At 38.1% G+C, this 19,236-nt stretch carries 17 protein-coding genes and 2 riboswitches; of the genes, 10 read left to right on the top strand and 7 right to left on the bottom strand.

The features are described from left to right. Window positions 1–124 precede the first annotated feature (124 nt). Window positions 125–310 carry a YkvS family protein gene (locus EPL02_RS03685; RefSeq protein ID WP_094911609.1) on the bottom strand — a complete coding sequence of 62 codons (186 nt, stop codon included), beginning with the start codon at window positions 308–310 and terminating at the stop codon, window positions 125–127. 242 nt (window positions 311–552) lie between these two features. Between EPL02_RS03685 and EPL02_RS03680 the strand changes: the two genes are divergently transcribed. The 4 genes from EPL02_RS03680 (at window position 553) to EPL02_RS03665 (ending at window position 3,283) form a co-directional block, all read left to right on the top strand. Next, on the top strand, window positions 553–1,407 hold the full coding sequence (locus tag EPL02_RS03680) for a DUF6363 domain-containing protein (RefSeq protein ID WP_165932515.1): 855 nt from the start codon (window positions 553–555) through the stop codon (window positions 1,405–1,407). A gap of 16 nt (window positions 1,408–1,423) precedes the next feature. Further along, window positions 1,424–1,618: a hypothetical protein gene (locus EPL02_RS03675; protein WP_131886979.1), complete on the top strand. Its 195-nt coding sequence runs from the start codon at window positions 1,424–1,426 to the stop codon at window positions 1,616–1,618. Between the two features lie 70 nt (window positions 1,619–1,688). Further along, a complete protein-coding gene (locus EPL02_RS03670) occupies window positions 1,689–2,015 on the top strand; it encodes a hypothetical protein (protein WP_094911606.1) in 327 nt (108 codons plus the stop codon). 521 nt (window positions 2,016–2,536) lie between these two features. After that, window positions 2,537–3,283, top strand: a complete 747-nt coding sequence (locus EPL02_RS03665; RefSeq protein ID WP_094911605.1) for a cell wall hydrolase — start codon at window positions 2,537–2,539, stop codon at window positions 3,281–3,283. Window positions 3,284–3,307: 24 nt separating this feature from the next. Here the strand turns inward: EPL02_RS03665 and EPL02_RS03660 are convergent, their stop codons facing one another. Then, window positions 3,308–3,673: a YueI family protein gene (locus EPL02_RS03660; RefSeq protein WP_094911604.1), complete on the bottom strand. Its 366-nt coding sequence runs from the start codon at window positions 3,671–3,673 to the stop codon at window positions 3,308–3,310. Window positions 3,674–4,462: 789 nt separating this feature from the next. On the opposite strand from EPL02_RS03660, the gene EPL02_RS03655 reads away from it, so the two are divergent. The 5 genes from EPL02_RS03655 (at window position 4,463) to EPL02_RS03635 (ending at window position 8,537) form a co-directional block, all read left to right on the top strand. Then, window positions 4,463–5,779, top strand: a complete 1,317-nt coding sequence (locus tag EPL02_RS03655) for a short-chain fatty acid transporter (RefSeq protein ID WP_131886978.1) — start codon at window positions 4,463–4,465, stop codon at window positions 5,777–5,779. Window positions 5,780–5,965: 186 nt separating this feature from the next. Further along, window positions 5,966–7,261 (top strand): NCS2 family permease, encoded by a 1,296-nt coding sequence (locus tag EPL02_RS03650; RefSeq protein WP_094911602.1) that lies wholly within the window; start codon window positions 5,966–5,968, stop codon window positions 7,259–7,261. 106 nt (window positions 7,262–7,367) lie between these two features. Then, window positions 7,368–7,739 carry a cytochrome-c oxidase gene (locus EPL02_RS03645; protein WP_094911601.1) on the top strand — a complete coding sequence of 124 codons (372 nt, stop codon included), beginning with the start codon at window positions 7,368–7,370 and terminating at the stop codon, window positions 7,737–7,739. 209 nt (window positions 7,740–7,948) lie between these two features. Next, window positions 7,949–8,281, top strand: a complete 333-nt coding sequence (locus EPL02_RS03640) for a hypothetical protein (RefSeq protein WP_076513049.1) — start codon at window positions 7,949–7,951, stop codon at window positions 8,279–8,281. 49 nt (window positions 8,282–8,330) lie between these two features. Beyond that, a complete protein-coding gene (locus EPL02_RS03635; RefSeq protein ID WP_224840129.1) occupies window positions 8,331–8,537 on the top strand; it encodes a hypothetical protein in 207 nt (68 codons plus the stop codon). 32 nt (window positions 8,538–8,569) lie between these two features. Here EPL02_RS03635 and EPL02_RS03630 read toward each other — a convergent pair whose 3' ends face one another. From EPL02_RS03630 to EPL02_RS03610, 5 genes are all read right to left on the bottom strand, one after another. After that, complete coding sequence (locus EPL02_RS03630) at window positions 8,570–9,373, bottom strand: HAD family hydrolase (protein WP_094911600.1); 804 nt, start codon at window positions 9,371–9,373, stop codon at window positions 8,570–8,572. 129 nt (window positions 9,374–9,502) lie between these two features. Beyond that, a complete protein-coding gene (locus EPL02_RS03625; protein ID WP_094911599.1) occupies window positions 9,503–10,939 on the bottom strand; it encodes a carbon starvation CstA family protein in 1,437 nt (478 codons plus the stop codon). Between the two features lie 178 nt (window positions 10,940–11,117). Further along, window positions 11,118–14,561, bottom strand: coding sequence for a methionine synthase (metH, locus tag EPL02_RS03620; RefSeq protein WP_094911598.1), 3,444 nt, complete (start codon window positions 14,559–14,561; stop codon window positions 11,118–11,120). Next, window positions 14,562–16,400 (bottom strand): bifunctional homocysteine S-methyltransferase/methylenetetrahydrofolate reductase, encoded by a 1,839-nt coding sequence (locus EPL02_RS03615; RefSeq protein WP_131886977.1) that lies wholly within the window; start codon window positions 16,398–16,400, stop codon window positions 14,562–14,564. It lies immediately after the preceding gene. A gap of 106 nt (window positions 16,401–16,506) precedes the next feature. Further along, window positions 16,507–16,609, bottom strand: a riboswitch (SAM riboswitch). Between the two features lie 243 nt (window positions 16,610–16,852). Beyond that, window positions 16,853–17,755, bottom strand: a complete 903-nt coding sequence (locus EPL02_RS03610; RefSeq protein ID WP_131886976.1) for an aldo/keto reductase — start codon at window positions 17,753–17,755, stop codon at window positions 16,853–16,855. A gap of 198 nt (window positions 17,756–17,953) precedes the next feature. Between EPL02_RS03610 and EPL02_RS03605 the strand changes: the two genes are divergently transcribed. Then, window positions 17,954–18,982, top strand: coding sequence for a YkvI family membrane protein (locus tag EPL02_RS03605; RefSeq protein WP_094911595.1), 1,029 nt, complete (start codon window positions 17,954–17,956; stop codon window positions 18,980–18,982). Between the two features lie 92 nt (window positions 18,983–19,074). After that, window positions 19,075–19,222: riboswitch (FMN riboswitch) on the top strand. The last annotated feature ends 14 nt before the right edge of the window (window positions 19,223–19,236 follow it).

Below are 19,236 nucleotides of genomic sequence, written 5' to 3'. Positions count from 1 at the left end.
AATCGGCTAAAAAAGCGCAACAGTATGCGTATATGTTGTACAAACTCGGTATTTTAAGTAAAGAGCAAAAGGAAAAGATTTGTAACAAATAACCACCTAGTACTTTGTACTAGGTGGTTATTTGTTACATCGCATGATTGATAATGGTATAATTTTTATGGTTTACAACCGTTCGCTGTTCTAAGTCTAGGTCACGATAGTTAGTCATATAAGTCAAGTCAACAATTACAGAGTTCTCATTTACTTTTTCTACAATACCTTTTAACCCATTTTTAAATTCAATTATGTTTCCTACTTCTGCAATTTTCATCGTAATCGCTCCTTTATCAGAATGTTTTTAGAAAATTTTCAAAAGTAAATCTAGTTAACGCTTTCTATTTTCTTTTTCTCAATTTTGCCTTAAATTGGTTAATTAGTAAAGGTTTTTTTAAAAAAATGTAAAAAAAGATGGTTTTTTAAGTAAATCCTTCGACAAAAGTAGGGTAATTCGATATAGTACTGACATATAGGATTATTTAGTGATTAAAACATTAGAAATAGAAGGTGTCAATTATTATGAGAAATACAGGATTAGTATTAGAAGGTGGCGGTATGAGAGGCCTTTATACAACAGGGGTTCTTGATTACTTTATGGAACAAGACTTATATTTACCTTATGTGATTGGCGTTTCGGCCGGAGCCTGTCATGCAACTTCCTATTTATCGCGACAAGTAGGAAGAAGTCGTCGAGCTAATCTAGATTATATAGATGATCCGCGCTACTTGTCACTACGAAATTATTTTAAGACGCGTGAGATGTTTGGAATGGATTTTGTATTTGACGAGATTCCAACTAGCTTAATTCCATTTGATTTTGATGCTTTTCATAAGCGAACTGAACAGCTTGTAGTAGGGACAACAGACTGCGTAACAGGAAAACCTGTTTATTTTAACAATCATGAGAACGATTTGCTGACCATCATTCGCGCATCAAGCTCGCTTCCATTTGTGTCAAAGGTAGTGGAATATGGTGGCAAGCAGCTGTTAGACGGAGGAATTAGTGACCCAATTCCGATAAAAAAAGCAGAGAGTGACGGATTTAAGAAAAACATCGTGGTGTTAACGCGAAATAAAGGATATCAAAAGAAAAAATCCAGTTCATTCTGGTTTACAAAGCGCTATTATCGTAGGTATCCTGGTTTAGTTGATGCATTAGAGAACCGCTATAAGCTTTATAATGATACGCTTGCTTATATTGACGAGCAGGAGGAAGCAGGAAATATATTTGTGATTCGTCCACAGAAGCCATTGGTAGTCGGAAGAATGGAGAAAAATCGATCAAAGTTAGACGTTTTGTATAAGCAGGGATATGAAGAAGCTGCAGAACAGTATGATAAACTAAAAGAGTGGTTAAAGGACTTTTCGTAGAAAGGAGTACATATAAATGAACCAAGAGGAAGCAATGAAGCAGCTAGATGCTCTCCGTGACGGGGAGATTCAAGAGCTGCACGTGCGTAAAGAGGATTTTTTAGGATTTCAGCCTTTGCTTGTAAGAAGAGAAGATTTCAAGCATTTTCGCGGAGTAGCTGGTCGAGGTGGGCACTTTACGTATTATTATACTGAAACGCCTCGCAGTTAAGTTGAAACGCTAGCTTTCTTGAGCAGACGCTTATATAATGAAGGTAATATGTAGCTATAGGAGGGATTACATGGACGATTTTCGAAAAAGTACAGCACCATTTTATTTTGCAGATTATATATGGAAAGATAAAAATGGACAAATGACATATGGGATGCTGTTAACAAACCGGCCAGCTGACGACCGGGAATACGACCTCCATTCATTATTAGAAGAAGCGTTTGTTGAGCATAAAAAGGTTTCATTAACAACGGTTTATGATAATAGTGAACAGCTACTGTCAGGCTATGTCCTAGATTTATCAGAAGATCAATCTGCGTTTACGTTTATGGATGATACAGGTGCTAAGCTCGTAATTGATTTCTATGATGTTGTAGAAATAGAGCTTGAGGATTAAAGAAGATGAAGCGTGTAAAATTGCGCTTCATCTTTTTTGTTTTGAAAGAAGGAAGAACGCATACAGTGAGGTGTGACTTCCACTCCGAGTAACCCCTTTTCCGACAAGGCTCGGTTTAACCCTTCTCTTAAACTGCAGGGTCTCAGAGCACTCGCTAATCTCATAGGAGTCTCATATCCTCACAATGTCTGGGGAAAGATATAGCTTAGAGTTCTTTTAAACTAATTGCTTCTGTTACTAAATGTAGTTATAGAATAGTTAGATGTGCACCTATTTCTAGAATTGAAATGATTTTGAAGTGAGTCAAAAGTCTGAAAAGGGAAATATAAACAAGGTAATACCTACCTCTTCGCACAAAATAATTCCTTCATTATGACAAATAAATAGGATTATTGTCATAATCGTGTTTGATTCGTAACGTTATTAATCAAACTAAAAGAAATGTAAAGGAATCGTTCGGTGAAAGAGGTACTACGCTATGTTAGAGTAGTACCATACGAATTTTCAGGAGGTATTGCCGCATGAAAAAGAGTTATGTTAAGCCTTTATTCATGATGCTAACTGCTATGTTTGCTCTTGGAAGCATTCAGTCAGTCGCAGTAGCAGAAACGAAATATAAAGTCATCAAGGGAGATACCCTTGGACAGTTAAGTAAACAATATGGTGTAACCATTAAAGATATAATGGACGAAAATAATCGTACAGATGATTGGATTTATGAGGGAGAGACCCTTCGTATTCCAGAAAAGCCAAATGGTCAAGATATTGATGAGCTAATTTTAGATGCAAAGGTACCTGAAGAAGAAGCCGTTCAAGCAGCCGAGACGGAAGAATCGAATCAGCCTGCTGAAGCAGAAGAAGTTAAGACAGAACCACAGCCTGCTCCTGAAGCAATGTCTATTTCTCAAGGAGAGAAAGATTTATTGGCGCGCTTAGTAGAAGCGGAAGCAAAAGGTGAATCGTATGAAGGGAAATTAGGTGTAGCTATCGTTGTCCTAAATCGCGTAGAATCACAGCAATTTCCAAACAGTGTTAACGGAGTAATTATGGAAGTAGTAGGGACGAGCTATGCGTTTTCTCCTGTTCAAAATGGCTCAATTAATAAGCCAGCATCCGATGAAGCGCATCGTGCAGTAGAAGAGGCACTGATGAGAAAAGATCGCTTAAATGATTCCATTTACTTTTATAATCCTAACACAGCCACAGATGATTGGATTCGTTCTCGTCAAGTTGTAAAAACAATTGGAAATCATGTATTTGCAAAATAAAGAAAAGCCGTCGATGACGGCTTTTTAATTTTTAATAAAAATTTCATTTTCAGTGGAACCTTTTGATCCTGTGACCACGAGCCCGATATCTGTGTCAGCTTCTAGGTTTTGTACAATAGTAAAAGGAACGTTATGTTTGTTTGCTATTTGAATATATTTTGATAAAAAAGAGTAGGCAATAGTTCCATTTAAAAAGACTTGTCCATTTTGCACGTTAGTGATGGTTCTTTCAGCTTCTTTATAAACGGTTGGCTTCATTACCTGTCCCTTCGTTAAAGCAATTTCAATTCGTTCACGTAAAGCAGTGAGAAAATACTTACGCTCAGCTTGCTTTGTTTCTTGCGTACCATATAGTCCTCTTTCTAAATATTCTTCGATGTTTTCACTCATGATTGTCACTCCTTCTTATATATCATTTACCCATGTTTCAATAAAATATGTAGTTTCATATAAAAATATCATCTTTTAGAACATACTTAAAGAAATCCGATAAAAAGGGTTGCTATTTTGAAAAAATTAGTGTTTAATGAACATAGAGCGAAAAGGAAATGATTTCATAAAGTTAAGATTGTAAGCGATTTCAGTTCGGTTTGTATAAAGTTGTTTGGGGAGATGACTTTGTACAATAGTACGTTTTGAGGTTTATAAAGGGGAGAATAAGCCTTAAACTCACGGTCAAAAAAGGGTTTTTTATTATAAAAATGCAATCATTTTATCCTTTTCATAAAAAGGGCGATGGACGTAAAATTCATCGCTTTTTTTATATTCTTTTTTGCTGAGCTGTATACCAGCCACGCACTAAATATGTTAGTAGTATTGCCCGCAGTAATAGACATATGTATCTATTTTAATAAATGAAAATGAAGCACGCCCACAAGGCGTGCTTCATTACAGGGAAGACTAACTATTTCTAACATTGTACACTTATATTTTCAAATCTAGGGAAGTTAATTCTAAACATAACGTTTAAACTTGTCAAGGGGTTATCAGTGTAAACGTCGAAAAACCTGCTTACTCAGCTAAACGGAGTAAGGAAACATAGAAATACTGCGGAGCATGATTTGTTGGCGAAAAGAAGTGAGCGGCTGTTCACTTCTTTTGTCTGTTTTAAAGGAAAAAAGAATAAAAAAGCGAATATCATACATGACGTCAAAAAAAGTCGAATAAGGGGGAACTTCTGTGAAACACATAGTTGGTTTTTTCAACGGGGTTATGCAAAGGTATTTACCAGATCCATTTTTATTTGTTATTATTTTAACATTTGCAGTGTTTGGGTTTGGGCTTATTTTTACAGATAGTACGCCAATAAACCTAGTACAGTATTGGGGAGAAGGTTTCTGGGGGTTATTGGCTTTTTCTATGCAAATGATTCTTGTATTAGTAACAGGACACGTATTGGCAAGCAGTCCTCTATGTAAAAAAGGCTTAACGCGCCTTGCTAGTTTGCCTTCGACTCCAGGACAAGCAGTGGTGCTTGTATCGGTTATCTCTCTGCTAGCAAGCTTCATAAACTGGGGGTTTGGACTGGTTGTAGGTGCGTTGTTTTCAAAGGAATTAGCGAAACAAGTGAAGTATGTCGACTATCGTTTATTAATTGCCAGTGCATACAGCGGCTTTGTTATTTGGCATGGAGGGCTTTCAGGTTCTGTTCCTTTAACAATTGCGACACCAGGTCATTTTGCGGAAGATATAATCGGGCTTATTCCAACAAGTCAAACCATTTTTTCCACGTTTAACTTAGTAATTGTAGCGGCGTTGTTTGTGGCTGTACCACTTGTGAATAGATTAATGATGCCACCGAAGGAAGACGCATTCGTAGTAGATCCTGAGCTGTTAAAAGACTTTCAAGCAGCTGCGGCTGAAACTGAGAATATGACACCGGCAGAACGCTTAGAAAATAGCCGAATTATTTCATGGGCAATTGGTGCTGTAGGAATCGTTTTTTTAAGCTATTACTTCGTAGAAAAAGGACTTTTATTAAATTTAGATATTGTTAATTTTCTGTTCTTATTTTTAGGAATCCTGTTTCATGGTACACCTCGCAACTTTTTGAAAGCGGTAACAGAAGCGGTGAAAGGAACAAGTGGCATCATTATTCAGTTTCCATTTTATGCAGGGTTGATGGGCATCATGGTATCGTCAGGGTTAGCAGCTGTGATTTCAGAAGCCTTTGTTTCAATTTCAACTGAAACAACGTTTGCGATGTTTGTTTTTTGGAGTGCTGGAATTGTTAACTTTTTTGTGCCGTCAGGAGGCGGGCAGTGGGCAGTTCAGGCTCCGGTAGTTTTAGACGCAGCTCAAGCGTTAGATGTACCAACGGCTAAAGCTGCGATGGCAGTAGCTTGGGGAGATGCTTGGACGAATATGATTCAGCCATTTTGGGCGCTGCCTGCTCTTGCAATTGCTGGGTTAAAAGCAAAAGATATCATGGGATATTGCGTCATGATTTTATTAATAAGCGGCGTCATCATTTCACTAGGATTACTTCTTTTCTAATGTATGGATTAGTAAAAGATGCTATCCATAAGCGAACGGAAAATGCTGATACTATAAATGCAGTAGGCATTACTGTAGAAAACGTAAAATTTCTCTTGCAACCGCCGCGGATTTTGCTATAATATCCACGGTGGCTTTTTTAGACACTGGGTGGGTGAGGGATATTGAGAAAAGAAGGAAGAAAATTTGAAAGCGTTATTAGAAAAAGTGTTTCAATTGAAACATCATGACACAACGTTTGGAAAAGAAAGCGTTGCGGGCGTTATTTCCTTTTTATCAATTGTATATATCATTGCGATTAATTCAACCATTTTATCAGATGCAGGTATTCCGCTAGAAGCAGGAATCTTTGCTACAGTTGCTGTATCGGTTATTGGTTGTTTAATGATGGCGTTTTGGGCAAATGCCCCGCTTATTTTAGTTCCCGGTATGGGAATTAACGCGTTATTTACGTATACAATGGTACAATCAATGGGATTAACGTGGCAAGAGGGACTAGCTGCTGTATTTATATCAGGCGTCTTGTTCACTGTACTTGCATTTTCAAGGCTATCTATAAAGCTTGTGGCTGCGATACCGCACTCTTTAAAAGAAGCGATTACCGTTGGAGTCGGGTTATTCTTAACATTTATTGGACTTCAAAAGGGTGGATTGGTTATTCCAAGTGATACAACGTTTGTTGCATTAGGGAATCTATCAGATCCGTTTGTGCTTAGTACGTTGTTGACATTGATGATTACAATTGTGTTATTTATTCGAAATATACGCGGAAACTTTTTGCTCAGCATGATTGCTGGAACGCTTATTGCAATGTTATTTGGTGTTCAAAATCAATCGAACGGTAGCACCTCTACAAGCTTTCAAGAATTTTTTACAGGCTTGGGTGCGTTTTCGTTTACAGCACTTGGACAAATTACGTTTTGGGCTGCAGTGTTCTCATTAACAATGGTACTTGTATTTGAAAACATTGGATTAATTCATGGCCAATTAGGCATGATGGACCAACAGGAAAAGTTTTCAAAAGCTTTTCAGGCAAACGCTGTTTCTGCTTCTTTAGCAGGTCTCCTTGGCACAAGCCCAACTGTTGCATCAGTTGAAGGAGCATCAGGTATTGCAGCGGGTGGAAGAACAGGGCTTACGTCTTTAATCACAGGCGTTTTATTTTTAAGTTCACTGTTTTTTATTCCCTTTATTAAGCTAATTCCAGATAGTGCTATTGCACCGATTTTGATTGTTATTGGTGGCTTGATGATTCAGAATATCAAGAACATCAATCTTCAAGATTTATCAGAAGGTTTCCCAGCGTTTTTAATTATCGCTCTAATTCCGCTAACGTACAGCATTGCTGACGGGATTGCTTTTGGTTTTATTGCATATCCGCTTTTAAAGCTTGCGATTGGCAAAATGCGTGAAGTATCCGCGTTTATGTACGTGATTGCGTTGTTATTTTTCTTAAACTTTGTTTTACACTATATTGCATAAAGTTAAGCAGCTGGTTTGCCAGCTGCTTTTTTTATTTAAGTACATGATTCTAAATCCCTAAAAAAAAGAATAAAGTAGTGCATAAGTATGGTCAGGGGGGATGAGAATGGGAATTAAGTTAATTAAAATTTCAGTGGTTTATTTTGCAGTGGGAATTTTATTGGGATACTACATGTCAATTTCACATAACTATGAGCTAACTCCTGTACATGTTCATATCAATTTGCTTGGCTGGACATCTTTAACGCTAGCCGGAATTTTATATTATTTGTTTCCAAGCTTTTCAAATCATAAGTTAGCAAAAATGCATGCGTGGCTGCATAACTTAGGCCTTCCTATTATGATGATAGGGTTGTTTTTAATGACGGTTCTTAATAGGGAGAGCATAACGCCTGTTATAGCAGTAGGAGCTACTTTAACAACGGTTGGAATTTTACTGTTTGTTTATCATGTGTTAGCACATTTAAAGTCAGAATAGAGGCATAATATATCGGCAATTAAAGGGAAAGAGATAAAGGAAAACGGAGTTATTTTATCGAATAACTAATAGTAAAATAACATAAGAAAAGCGTTTTTGATTTATTAAAAGCAAACTAGGCCTAATAAAAGGGGGAGCTCAGCCGTAAGAAGTCTAGTTACTTATTGCGCCTAAAGAGTGGGGTATAAGTTTCTTACTGCGGAAATACTATGAATGAACAGCAGCAGTTTGTACGTGTGAGGGAGTTAGCAAATGAGATTATTCGTTTTAAGCTTCAAGATCGTGCGGTCTATAATGAAGTTGAGCTGCGCAATAGCGTTGAGTTATTAGCTCGTTCCATTGTAGATCTGGCAAATGTTCATTTAAAAGAAGATGCTGACCCAGAAACATCTCTTAAAGCAACAGTGTGTAAGGTAAAGATGGTATATAACCATATGAATCAAAAGGCAAAACAGCAAGGTCTTGAAGGAGCATATCAAGAAATTCAGGATTTAAAATCGTATGCAGAAAATGAATATGAACAGAAGAATCTTTTAGGATAGCGATTCAACTAACTCCTTCCTTTGTACAAAAAGAAAGGAGAGGGGTAATTTGTCATCTTTAACAATGCCAGAAACCATTGTAGCGTCATTATTAGCGCTATTTGTAATGGGCATTTCCATTCTGTTCTTTATGACGCTTATCTTAACAATCGTTAGAAGAGAGCGGATTCAAGCTCTTGTAAAAGCAGGTAAGACAGATAATGGTGCTCAACACAGCCTGGGAGAATACCTCCGTGCAGTGTGGAAGAGACATTAAAAAAGTGCGAGGCAGCCGCTTCGCACTTTTTATTATTTAATAGAAACGCTATTGTTTTTTGCTAACACGATTTCCGCTGCTTCACTTACAGACGAAACAACAGTAGAAGCGTGTTTTTTTACTTCTTCAGGAGCTGTGGCCATCGCAAAGCTATTAGGTGTTAGTTGAAACATTGGAATATCATTAAAAGAATCTCCCACACATGCTACTTCTTCAGGCAGTAAACCTAAATGATCTAGTAAGATTTGAATGGCATTTCCTTTGCTGATGTGCTTGGGCATAATATCTAAGCAATTCTTTGCAGAAATGTAGGCATCAATGTGCTCTTTAAACTGTTCGGTTAAATCGGCTTGAAGAGCTACCATTTCTGAGTGGTCTCCAAGGATTGTAATCTTTGATGGCGAGAGGGTAGATCCGAATGAATTCAGCATATCACCTTGTTCTTCAATTGGGAAAAACATATGTTTTTCAATTTCATTAATAACGTCGTTTTTCGTTTCTACATAGTTAGTATCGTTTGAACACACCAAGACAACATGATTAGGGTTTAATGTCTTTTTGTATAGGCTGGACGCTAAAGCACTTTCAAATACTTTCGCGTGTAGTGAGAGGTTATCTCTTGTCCAAACGAACGCACCATTTTGACTAATTCGATGAAAGTTATTTCGAATATCAGATGAAATTTTTAGAATTTCACTATCCATTCGTCCTGATGCTAAGCAAACATCAATATTGCTTTCTTGAAGCTTTACTAATGCTTCGATATTATGTGTTTCAACATATTTTTCTTGATGAAGCAGCGTACCGTCAAGGTCGCTGACAAATAGTTTGATCAACTTAAAAAAGCTCCTTTCAATGAACCGGTCATATTTTTACCCATAAGTAGTTAGACATACCTGTTTATTGTAACAAGAAAACGCTTATATTTCATACAAAAAGGCTTCCGATTTAAGGAAGCCTTTTTATCATGCTACTTGTGTATTAATGTTTTGATTAGTATAGGTACGTATCTGTTTAATATACCAACCACCTACGAATAAAGTAAGCACTGTACCAATCCCCATTGATAAACCATAATCTAACCCTAAACCTTCTGGTGCATAAAAGATATAGCAGCAAACTACCGCGGTCATAAACATAGCTGGAATTCCACAAATCCAATGGTTTTTAGCGTGTTGAAGCAAGTAAATGGTAGCCGTCCAAAGCATGACAGTAGCAACTACTTGATTGGTCCAGCCAACGTATCTCCAAAGAAATGAATAATCAATTGTTGATAAATAAAAAGCTGGAACCGCAACGGATAATGTATAAATAAACGTTGCTTTTTTACTGCCTTTTGCGTCTTTGTTTTTCTTACTAACAAGGTCCTCTAGAATCATACGAGATGAACGTAGCGCCGTATCACCAGTTGTAATTGGTAAAATGATAACACCTAAAATCGCAAGAATACCTCCTAATGTTCCAAGCCACGATGTTGAAATTTCATTTACTACAGCAGACGGTCCACCAGCAGCAAGTGCTTCCTGAAGGCCACCCGTTCCGTTAAAGAATGTCATTGCAGCCGCAGCCCAGATTAAGGTAATAACTCCTTCGCCAATCATCGCTCCAAAAAACACTTTACGTCCATCTTTTTCATTCTTTAGGGTACGAGCAACAATTGGGCTTTGTGTGCAGTGAAAGCCTGAAATAGCACCACATGAAATGGTTACCATTAATAGAGGCCAAATTGGCAGCTCTTGTGGATGAAGGTTTTCTAATGTTAAATTTGGTACAGATTCTTTTGAAATGAAAATAAGTGCAAATGCAATTGAGATAGCCATGAAAATTAATACTGCACCGAATAAAGGATAAATTCTTCCGATAATTTTATTAACAGGTAGAACCGTCGCTAAAATAAAGTAAGCAAAAATAATAATCAGCGATATGATAAAAGGTAACGATGTAACGCTTGTAATCAACTGAGCTGGACCAGCTGTGAATGCTGCAGCCACTAAAATCATAAGCACAAGAGAAATGACATTGATGATTTTTCTCATGTTTGTTCCAAGATATTTACCAACTAGAGCTGGGTACTGTGCTCCTCCATGACGAAGAGATAGCATGCCAGAAAAGTAATCATGGACCGCTCCTGCAAAGATACAGCCGATGACAATCCAGATGAACGCTACTGGTCCATATAATGCGCCCATAACGGCTCCAAATATGGGACCAAGACCTGCAATATTTAAGAGCTGGATTAATGAACCTTTCCACCATTTCATTGGTACATAGTCTAATGAATCAAACTTTTCATATGCTGGTGTTTGTTTGTTTGGATCTATAACGAAAATTCGCTCAACCACTTTTGAGTAAATGGCATATCCCCCAATCAAAAGGGCAATAGAAGCGAAAAAAGTAACCATGTGAACATCCTCCTAAAAAGAAAAAGTTTTAATTGTTTGAAAATTTAATATTCTTATCCTAACAAATGTCAGAGAAGGTGACAAGGTATTTTTTCAGAAAAATTAATTTTTTTAGTTTTTTTAATGTTTGGAATAGGAAAAAGCTACCGTTACATAGCGGTAGCTTTTTCTTTGTTTGTTATAGTACGTTAAAATATTTAGCTTCTGGATGAGCAAACACAAGCGCCGTAACAGAAGCTTCAGGCTCCATCATAAAGCCATCAGTGAGCTCAATGCCCACATCTTCAGGCTGAATCAATTTAAACAGCTTTGCTTGGTCTTCTAAGTCTGGACATGCTGGGTAGCCAAAAGAGAATCGCTGTCCTTGATACTTAGCAGAAAATCTTTCTGCCATAGTAAAGTCCGGAGAGTCAGGGAAGCCCCAGCGGTCTCGAATTTGTTGGTGAACACGTTCTGCTAACCCTTCTGCTAGTTCAAGTGCCAGCGCTTGGAAAACGTGACTCTTTAGAAACTCACCATTTTCTTTAAACTGGGCAGCACGTTCGCGGATTCCTGTACCGGCTGTAACTGAGAAGAAGCAGACGTAATCCATTTCTTTTTCAACAGGCTTAGCAAAATCAGATAAGCACAGGAATTGTCCTTTCTCTTGACGTGGGAACGTGAAGCGCTCAATTTCTGTTTTTTGGTCAGCAGGGTCATAAATCACTAAATCATTCCCATCAGATTGTGCAGGGAAGAATTGATAAATAACAGCCGGCTTAATTAAGTTTTCTTTTAGAGCTAATTCCAGCAGTTCATCTACGGTTTCTTTTAACTGAACGGCTCGTTCATCTTTTTCAGCAAGCAATTTATTAACTTTACCTTTAAGTCCTAAATGATGGCCTAAAAGCATTTGCCAGTTAATGTAAGGTAAAACTTGAGCTAAGTCGTAATGCTTCACAACGTGACGTTTTAAGTCGGATGGTCTAAACACCGGAGCATCCGTTGATACAGCAGACCTTTGTAACACAGCTGTTGCAGTTGTGCTTTCTTGTTGTTTTCGTTCTTTAAACAATACTTTCTTTTCTTGACGAACTTTCAAATCTTCAAGAAGCTGAGTAATCTCTTCTTTGTTCTGCAGCTTATTGGCAAGAGAAAGGCCATCCATTGCGTCTTTAGCATATAGAACAGCACCTTCATATTCAGGCGCAATTTTAAAATCAGTAAACTTACGAGACAAAGCAGCGCCTCCTACCATAATAGGCACGTTGATCTTAGACTGAGTAAGATCTTGTGCTGTTAATACCATCTGCTGAGCAGATTTCACTAACAGGCCAGATAACCCAATAATATCAGGCTTTTCTTTTTGTACAGCTTCAATAAGCTGTTGAGGAGTTACTTTGATGCCCAAATCGACCACTTTAAAGCCGTTGTTGCTTAAAATAATGTCGACTAAGTTTTTACCGATATCGTGAACATCGCCTTTAACCGTGGCTAAAATCACTTTCCCTTTACCAGAATCGTTTTCTGATGCTTCCATATGCGGTTCTAAAAAGGCAACGGATGCTTTCATAACTTCCGCACTTTGGAGAACTTCGGCGACGATTAGCTGGTTATCATTAAATAAGCGCCCAACTTCTGCCATTCCATTCATTAATGGACCGTTAATAATATCCAATGGGTCATTATATTTGGTAAGCGCTTCTTGGAGGTCTGGTAGCAGTCCTTCTTTTGTTCCTTCTACAATATACATAGCTAAACGTTCTTCAAGGTTTAAATTTGATACTTCGATTTTTGATTCTTTCTTTTTATCACGATAAAAGTCTGTAAACATGCTTAGCGTCTCATCATTAGTCGTAAACAGGAGCGCATCTGCTAACTTAATTTCTGCTTCAGGAATAGACGCATAGCGCTCTAACTTTTCTGTGTTAACAATGGCATAGTCAAGGCCAGCTTGCGTACAGTGATAAAGGTATACAGCATTTAGCACTTCACGTCCAACAGGCGGCAAGCCAAACGATACGTTACTCACACCGAGAATGGTTTGACAGTCAGGCAATGCTTCTTTTATCATTTTAATTCCTTTTACCGTTTCTTCTGCAGAGCCAATATACTGTTCATCACCTGTACCAACAGGGAAAACAAGAGGATCGAAAATAATATCTTTAGGGTTGAATCCGTGTTTTTGAACTAGTAAATCGTGTGAGCGCTTTGCGATTTCAAGCTTTCGTTCAGCGGTAACTGCCATACCTTCTTCATCAATTGTACCCACGACAAGAGCAGCACCAAATTTTTTCACAAGTGGTAAAATGGCATCAAATCGCTCTTCACCATCTTCTAAGTTAATGGAATTAATAATTGCTTTCCCTTGTGAGTAGGTGAGAGCACGCTCAATTACGGCTTCATCGGTTGAATCGATAACAAGAGGCACTTTGACTTTCTTTACCACCTCTTGGATAAATAGCTCCATATCTTCAATTTCATCGCGATCTGGATCGGCTAAGCAGATATCAATCACGTGTGCACCATTTTTTACTTGAGCACGCGCGATTTCAGAAGCTTCTTCAATCTTTCCTTCTGCAATGAGACGTTTAAATTTACGTGAGCCAATAACGTTTGTACGTTCACCTACAAATAAAGGGCGCATCGAGTCGTCATAAATTAATGACTCAATTCCAGAAACTGCGTGGTTATGCTCAGTTCGGTCTAATGGACGAGGAGCGACGTCTTTCACCGCATCAGCTAACGCTTTAATGTGAGCAGGCGTAGTACCACAACAACCACCAACAAAATTTAGCCAACCTTTATCCGCAAAGCTTTTAATTTTTTGAGCAAGAAGTTCAGGTGATTCATGATAGTTACCTTCTTCATCTGGAAGACCAGCGTTTGGGTAGCAGCTAACAGCAGATGTTGCTAATTCAGATAAAGAGCGAATATGATCAGTCATAAATTCAGGACCTGTAGCACAGTTTAAGCCAACAGATAGGGGCTTGATATGCTCTAAAGATAGATAGAAAGATTCAATATCTTGGCCTGCCAGCGTTGTTCCCATTGGTTCGATTGTTCCTGAAATCATAATAGGCAGCTCTTTGTTTGCTGCTTCAAATGCAGCTGTAATTCCTAAGAAAGCTGCTTTTACGTTTAGCATATCCTGACATGTTTCCACAAGAAGGAGGTCAACGCCACCGTCTAGCAATCCACGAACCTGCTCTTCGTACGACTCAACGAGTTCTTGAAAAGTAATTCCACCCGTTACGGAAAGTGTTTTCGTTGTTGGGCCAATAGCTCCAGCTACAAACCTTGGCCATTCAGGCGTTGAAAACTTATCCCTTGCTGCAACGGCTAGTTTTACCGCTTCGATGTTTAGTTCGTAGGCAAGGTGGCCTAAATCGTACTCATCTAACACAATAGAAGTAGAACCAAACGTATTGGTCTCAATAATATCAGCACCTGCAGCGAAATATTCTTCATGAATACGCTGAATAACGTGAGGAGCTGTTCGTGTTAAATATTCATTACAACCATCGTATTCTTCGCCACCGAAATCATCAGCTGTTAAATTGGCGTCTTGAATCATTGTTCCCATTGCACCATCAATGACTAATATTCGCTTCTGTAATTGTTCTTGAATTAGTGAGGTCATTTAGTTCTTCCTTTCTGTCGTTACAAGTTGTTTATCGTTAATATAACGAGTTAAAATCTCAGTCATTTCGTAGCGCATAAATGGTGTAATCAAATAGATACCGTTAAATAATTCATATGCAGTATCGATTAAGTTTTTTGCGATTGCTAATCCTTCAATTTCACCTTTAATTCGATCTTCTCCAGTAGCATCCATGCGTGCTAAAATATCTTCCGACAATTTGATTCCCGGTACTTCATGATGAATAAAGCGAGCATTACGAGCACTTGTGAGAGGCATGATGCCGATATAAATTGGAGCATCTAAGTGCTTTGTTGCTTCGTAAACTTCTTCAATTTGTTTTGTTGAGTAAAGCGGCTGCGTAATAAAATAATGAGCACCGCATGAAATTTTCTTTTCAAGTCTGACAACTGCACGATCTAAATGTCGGACGTTTGGGTTAAATGCCGCTGCAATTGAAAAATTAGTTTTTTGTCCAAGCGGCTTTCCTGAATAAGATAACCCTTCATTAAATTGGGCAATTAAGCTAATTAAATCGAATGAAGAGACGTCATAAACGGACGTAGCTCCTGGGAAATCTCCAATCTTTGATGGATCTCCTGTAATGGCTAATACTTGATTAATGCCAAGCGTATGAAGCCCCATTAAGTGAGATTGAAGTCCAATTAAGTTACGATCACGACAAGTAATATGAACAAGTGGTCGAGCATCCGTTTGTTGCTGCATAAGGGATGCCATTGCTAAGTTGCTGACTCGAGGTGATGCAAGAGAATTATCTGCAAGTGTAACCGCATCAACACCAGCCTTATGAAGAGCTTTTGCACCCTCTAGAAATTTTGTTGGTCCAAGCTGCTTGGGTGGATCAAGCTCAACGATAATTGAGCGTCGCTCTTTCACAAGATCATGCAGGTGTGGTTCTTTTGTTTGCTCTTGCTCTTTGATTTCTACAAGTGGTCTAATCTTTACTGTTTTTTGCGTAATAGGCTTTTCATGCTTTAATGCTTGTGACATCGCTTGAACATGAGCCGGCGTAGTGCCGCAACAACCACCCACTAAACGAACGCCTTGATTGCGAAAAGCTTTTGCACTTTCAACGAAATAATCTTCGTTTGTAGCATACTCTACTTTTCCTTCTACGTAAGCTGGTAAGCTTGCGTTTGGATAAGCTGATAAGAAAGCACGATTTAAAAGCGGCACTTCTTCAAGGGATTGAATCATATGGGAAGGACCTAATCGACAGTTCAGGCCCACAACATCTGCACCTAAAGATTCTAATTCTTGAAATGCATCATAAAGGGATGCACCGTTTTGTAATACACCAATATCATGAAGTGAAACATGTGTAATAATCGGTTTTGATGTTTCTTTTCTAGCCAAAGATAATACGGTTTTTAACTCTTCAAAATCGTAGTATGTTTCAAATAACAATCCATCAACGCCTTCATTTAACAACCAAAAAAGCTGTTCGCGTATACTTCTCTTTACTTCTTCTGTTGAGATGGCGTTTTTTTGAAATGAGCGAATACCTCCTAATGTACCGACCACGTATGCGTCTTTCTTCGCAGCTTGCTTGGCAATCTGAACAGCTGCAACGTTAATATCTTTGACAGCGTCTTCTAAACCATATCGTGCAAGCTTTTGATAGTTAGCAGCATATGTGTTGGTTTGAATGACATCTGCACCCGCTTCTACATATGCACGATGAATGCGATGAATTTCTTCTTTCTTTGTGATGTTTAACTCTTCAAAGCAACTATCAATTCCATGTGAATACAGAAGGGTACCAGTTGCACCATCTCCTATTAAAATGCGTGATTGTAAATCTTCAAGTAACCCCATTTGAAAACCTCCTTAAACGTTCTATTTCATCTGTTATCAGTTGTATTCAAATAAAAAATGAATAAACAAGAAAAAGCCTTCTGTAAGAAGAAGGCTTGACTGCTTCTTCTTATCTTCCAAGCGATTTGCTTGCTGGATTTAGCACCATGTCATTTCGACTGGTTGCTGAGGTTTCAAAGGGCCAGTCCCTCCACCTCTCGTGATAAGAATCCATATATGAGTACTATTTTAGTTCATCATAATTAGTACAGAGTTGTATTTGTTCAAAAAACGAACGATAAAGATGAAATTTAATCTTATTATCTAATTTATCTGATTTTTTTATATTATACAAGACAATTTCGAAAATTTCATTAATAAATCATAAAAATCCCCACTTCAACTTGTAAGAAGTGGGGAAGGATACATTGAATTAATTTGTTAAGGTCTCCATGTTAAAAAAGAAGCTAGTATTAATCAACAGGTCGTCCTTTAGAAGCTTCTAAAATTTGGAACCACTGCATGCGGTTCATTTCTAAATCCAACGCGTCAATTGCAGCGTCAATTCGATTCATCTTTCCAGAGCCCACAATCGGCATAATAGTAGCTGGATGAGCCAGTAGCCAAGCATAGGCAACTTGATCTAATGATTTTGCACCAATTTCTTCGCCGATTTCGATTAGCTTGTTTCGTACGCGAATAGAGCGCTCATCTTCAGCGGTGAAGATGGATCCACCGCCTAGTGGTGACCAAGCCATCGGTGCTATCTTATGTTGCTGACATTGTTCAATTGTGCCTTCTTCAAAATGATTTAAATAAGTAGGCGAGATTTCAATTTGATTCGTAATGAGTGGAAAAGGTAAAAATGACTGGAGTAAGTCAAACTGTGAACGTTTAAAGTTGGATACTCCAAAGTAACGAACTTTTCCTTCTTCTTTAAGCTGGATAAACGCATCCGCAACTTCTTGTGGATTCATAAAAGGATCTGGACGGTGGATGAGTAAAACATCTACATAATCCGTATTTAAATTTTTGAGCGACTGATTGGCGCTGTTAATAATATGTTGTTTGCTTGTATCATAAAAATTAATTTTACGCTCTGGATATTTATCAGACGTTAGTTTAATGCCACATTTTGTAACAAGCTGCATGGATTCACGTAAAGAAGGTTTTTGCGCTAACGCTTGCCCAAATAAACCTTCACAGCTGTAGTCACCATAAATATCTGCGTGATCAAATGTAGTGATACCTTTCTCTAAGCATTGTTCAATGAGAGTTTGCGTATCGCTTGTTGATAAATTCCAATCGGCTAAACGCCATAACCCATGAATAATTCTTGAGAATTTTAAGTCTTCGGCTAATTGTACGTACTGCATATATTCACCCTTTTCAAAATGACTAGATAGTAAATTCGCTTTGATTATAACAGATAGATAAAGCGATTACATCTTTAAAGACTCGTCTTTTTTACTTTGTCCTCTCATATAGTTTAGTACAAGCTACTTTTCTGCGCGATAAAATCCGTTGGTATAAACAATAAAAGTGGTGGATTCAAAGAAAATGAGGTGGAGGACTTGACGAAATGGAAGCTGACGCTGCAAGTAGCTGCTACCTATATTGGCACTGTAGTAGGAGCAGGCTTTGCAACAGGGAAAGAAATTGTGCAATTTTTTACTCAATATGGCTCAATCGGTTTATTTGGGATTTTAATTAGTGGGCTGTTCTTTATTTGGTTAGGAGCAAAAATGATGCTCATTGCACAATCAATTGATGCAACGTCTTATCAAGCATTAAATACGCATTTATTCGGTTCGTTTATGGGGAAACTTATCAATGGCTTTACCGTTATTATTCTATTTGGAGTCACATCGGTTATGCTAGCAAGTACGGGAGCGATTGGAGCTGAGCAGCTTGGGCTTTGGCCTCAAGTAGGAATGCTCCTGACAATTGGGCTAGCATACATATCCGTTTCAAAAGGAATAAATGGTCTACTGCTTGTTAATTCGCTTGTAGTGCCCATGATGCTTGCTTTTTCAATCTTAATCTTTATTCCACACTTCCCACACTTTTCATTTTTACAAGTATCAACGGCTCATTTTCAAGGGGAGTGGAACTGGCTGATTAGCCCTTTTTTGTATGTAGCCCTTAATTTAGCACTAGCACAAGCTGTTCTTGTTCCTTTGGGGAGTGAAGTCAAAGATCGAAAAGTCATTAAAAACGGTGCAGTTTTAGGTGGTATCGGATTAACTTTTATGATGGTGGCTACGCATTTAGCTCTTTCGAACTTGCCATATGCATACCACTTGGATATTCCAATGAGTGAAGTCGTAAAACATATTGGTGTCTTCGTTAATTGGCTCTTTTTACTAGTAGTTTTTGGTGAGATTTTTACCACACTAATTGGAAATGTATTTGGAATTGCTAGACAAATCCAATCCATATTGCCAATTTCAAATCAGCGAGCATTTGTCTTTATCTTTGCGCTGTGTTTTCTCGTTGCACAGGTTGGATATGGAGAATTGTTGAAGGTTCTTTATCCAATATTTGGTTATATTGGATTAGGGCTTTTGGTTATGCTTTGTATTAAAAAAGAAAAAAGGTGACTCTGCAGGTAAATGAAAATGTGTTAAAAAGTGTGACAACTCTTGAAGCCTCTGTTATAATAAGGACAAATTCGACAGATAGTGTCGACATAAATATCCTTCGGGGTCGGGTGTAAGTCCCAACCGGCGGTGATAAGGCAATGCCTTTAAGCCCGTGACCCGTTTTCGAATTTTTCGATAACGGTGGATCTAGTTAAAATCTAGAGCCGACAGTAAAAGTCTGGATGGGAGAAGGATCAGGAGCACAGTGGATG

Origin of the sequence: Bacillus sp. CBEL-1, from assembly GCF_004348885.1 — a bacterium.
Lineage (GTDB): Bacteria > Bacillota > Bacilli > Bacillales > Bacillaceae_H > Priestia > Priestia aryabhattai_A.
This window is presented reverse-complemented; position numbering and strand designations above follow the sequence as displayed.

Excerpts from the sequence above, each read along its gene's own strand:
- EPL02_RS03685 (WP_094911609.1), bottom strand. The coding sequence starts at position 310 with ATGAAAATTGCAGAAGTAGGAAACATAATTGAATTTAAAAATGGGTTA.
- EPL02_RS03625 (WP_094911599.1), bottom strand. The coding sequence starts at position 10,939 with ATGGTTACTTTTTTCGCTTCTATTGCCCTTTTGATTGGGGGATATGCC.
- metH (WP_094911598.1), bottom strand. The coding sequence starts at position 14,561 with ATGACCTCACTAATTCAAGAACAATTACAGAAGCGAATATTAGTCATT.
- EPL02_RS03610 (WP_131886976.1), bottom strand. The coding sequence starts at position 17,755 with ATGCAGTACGTACAATTAGCCGAAGACTTAAAATTCTCAAGAATTATT.
- EPL02_RS03660 (WP_094911604.1), bottom strand. The coding sequence starts at position 3,673 with ATGAGTGAAAACATCGAAGAATATTTAGAAAGAGGACTATATGGTACG.
- EPL02_RS03670 (WP_094911606.1), top strand. The coding sequence starts at position 1,689 with ATGGACGATTTTCGAAAAAGTACAGCACCATTTTATTTTGCAGATTAT.
- EPL02_RS03675 (WP_131886979.1), top strand. The coding sequence starts at position 1,424 with ATGAACCAAGAGGAAGCAATGAAGCAGCTAGATGCTCTCCGTGACGGG.
- EPL02_RS03645 (WP_094911601.1), top strand. The coding sequence starts at position 7,368 with ATGGGAATTAAGTTAATTAAAATTTCAGTGGTTTATTTTGCAGTGGGA.
- EPL02_RS03665 (WP_094911605.1), top strand. The coding sequence starts at position 2,537 with ATGAAAAAGAGTTATGTTAAGCCTTTATTCATGATGCTAACTGCTATG.
- EPL02_RS03640 (WP_076513049.1), top strand. The coding sequence starts at position 7,949 with ATGAATGAACAGCAGCAGTTTGTACGTGTGAGGGAGTTAGCAAATGAG.
- EPL02_RS03615 (WP_131886977.1), bottom strand. The coding sequence starts at position 16,400 with ATGGGGTTACTTGAAGATTTACAATCACGCATTTTAATAGGAGATGGT.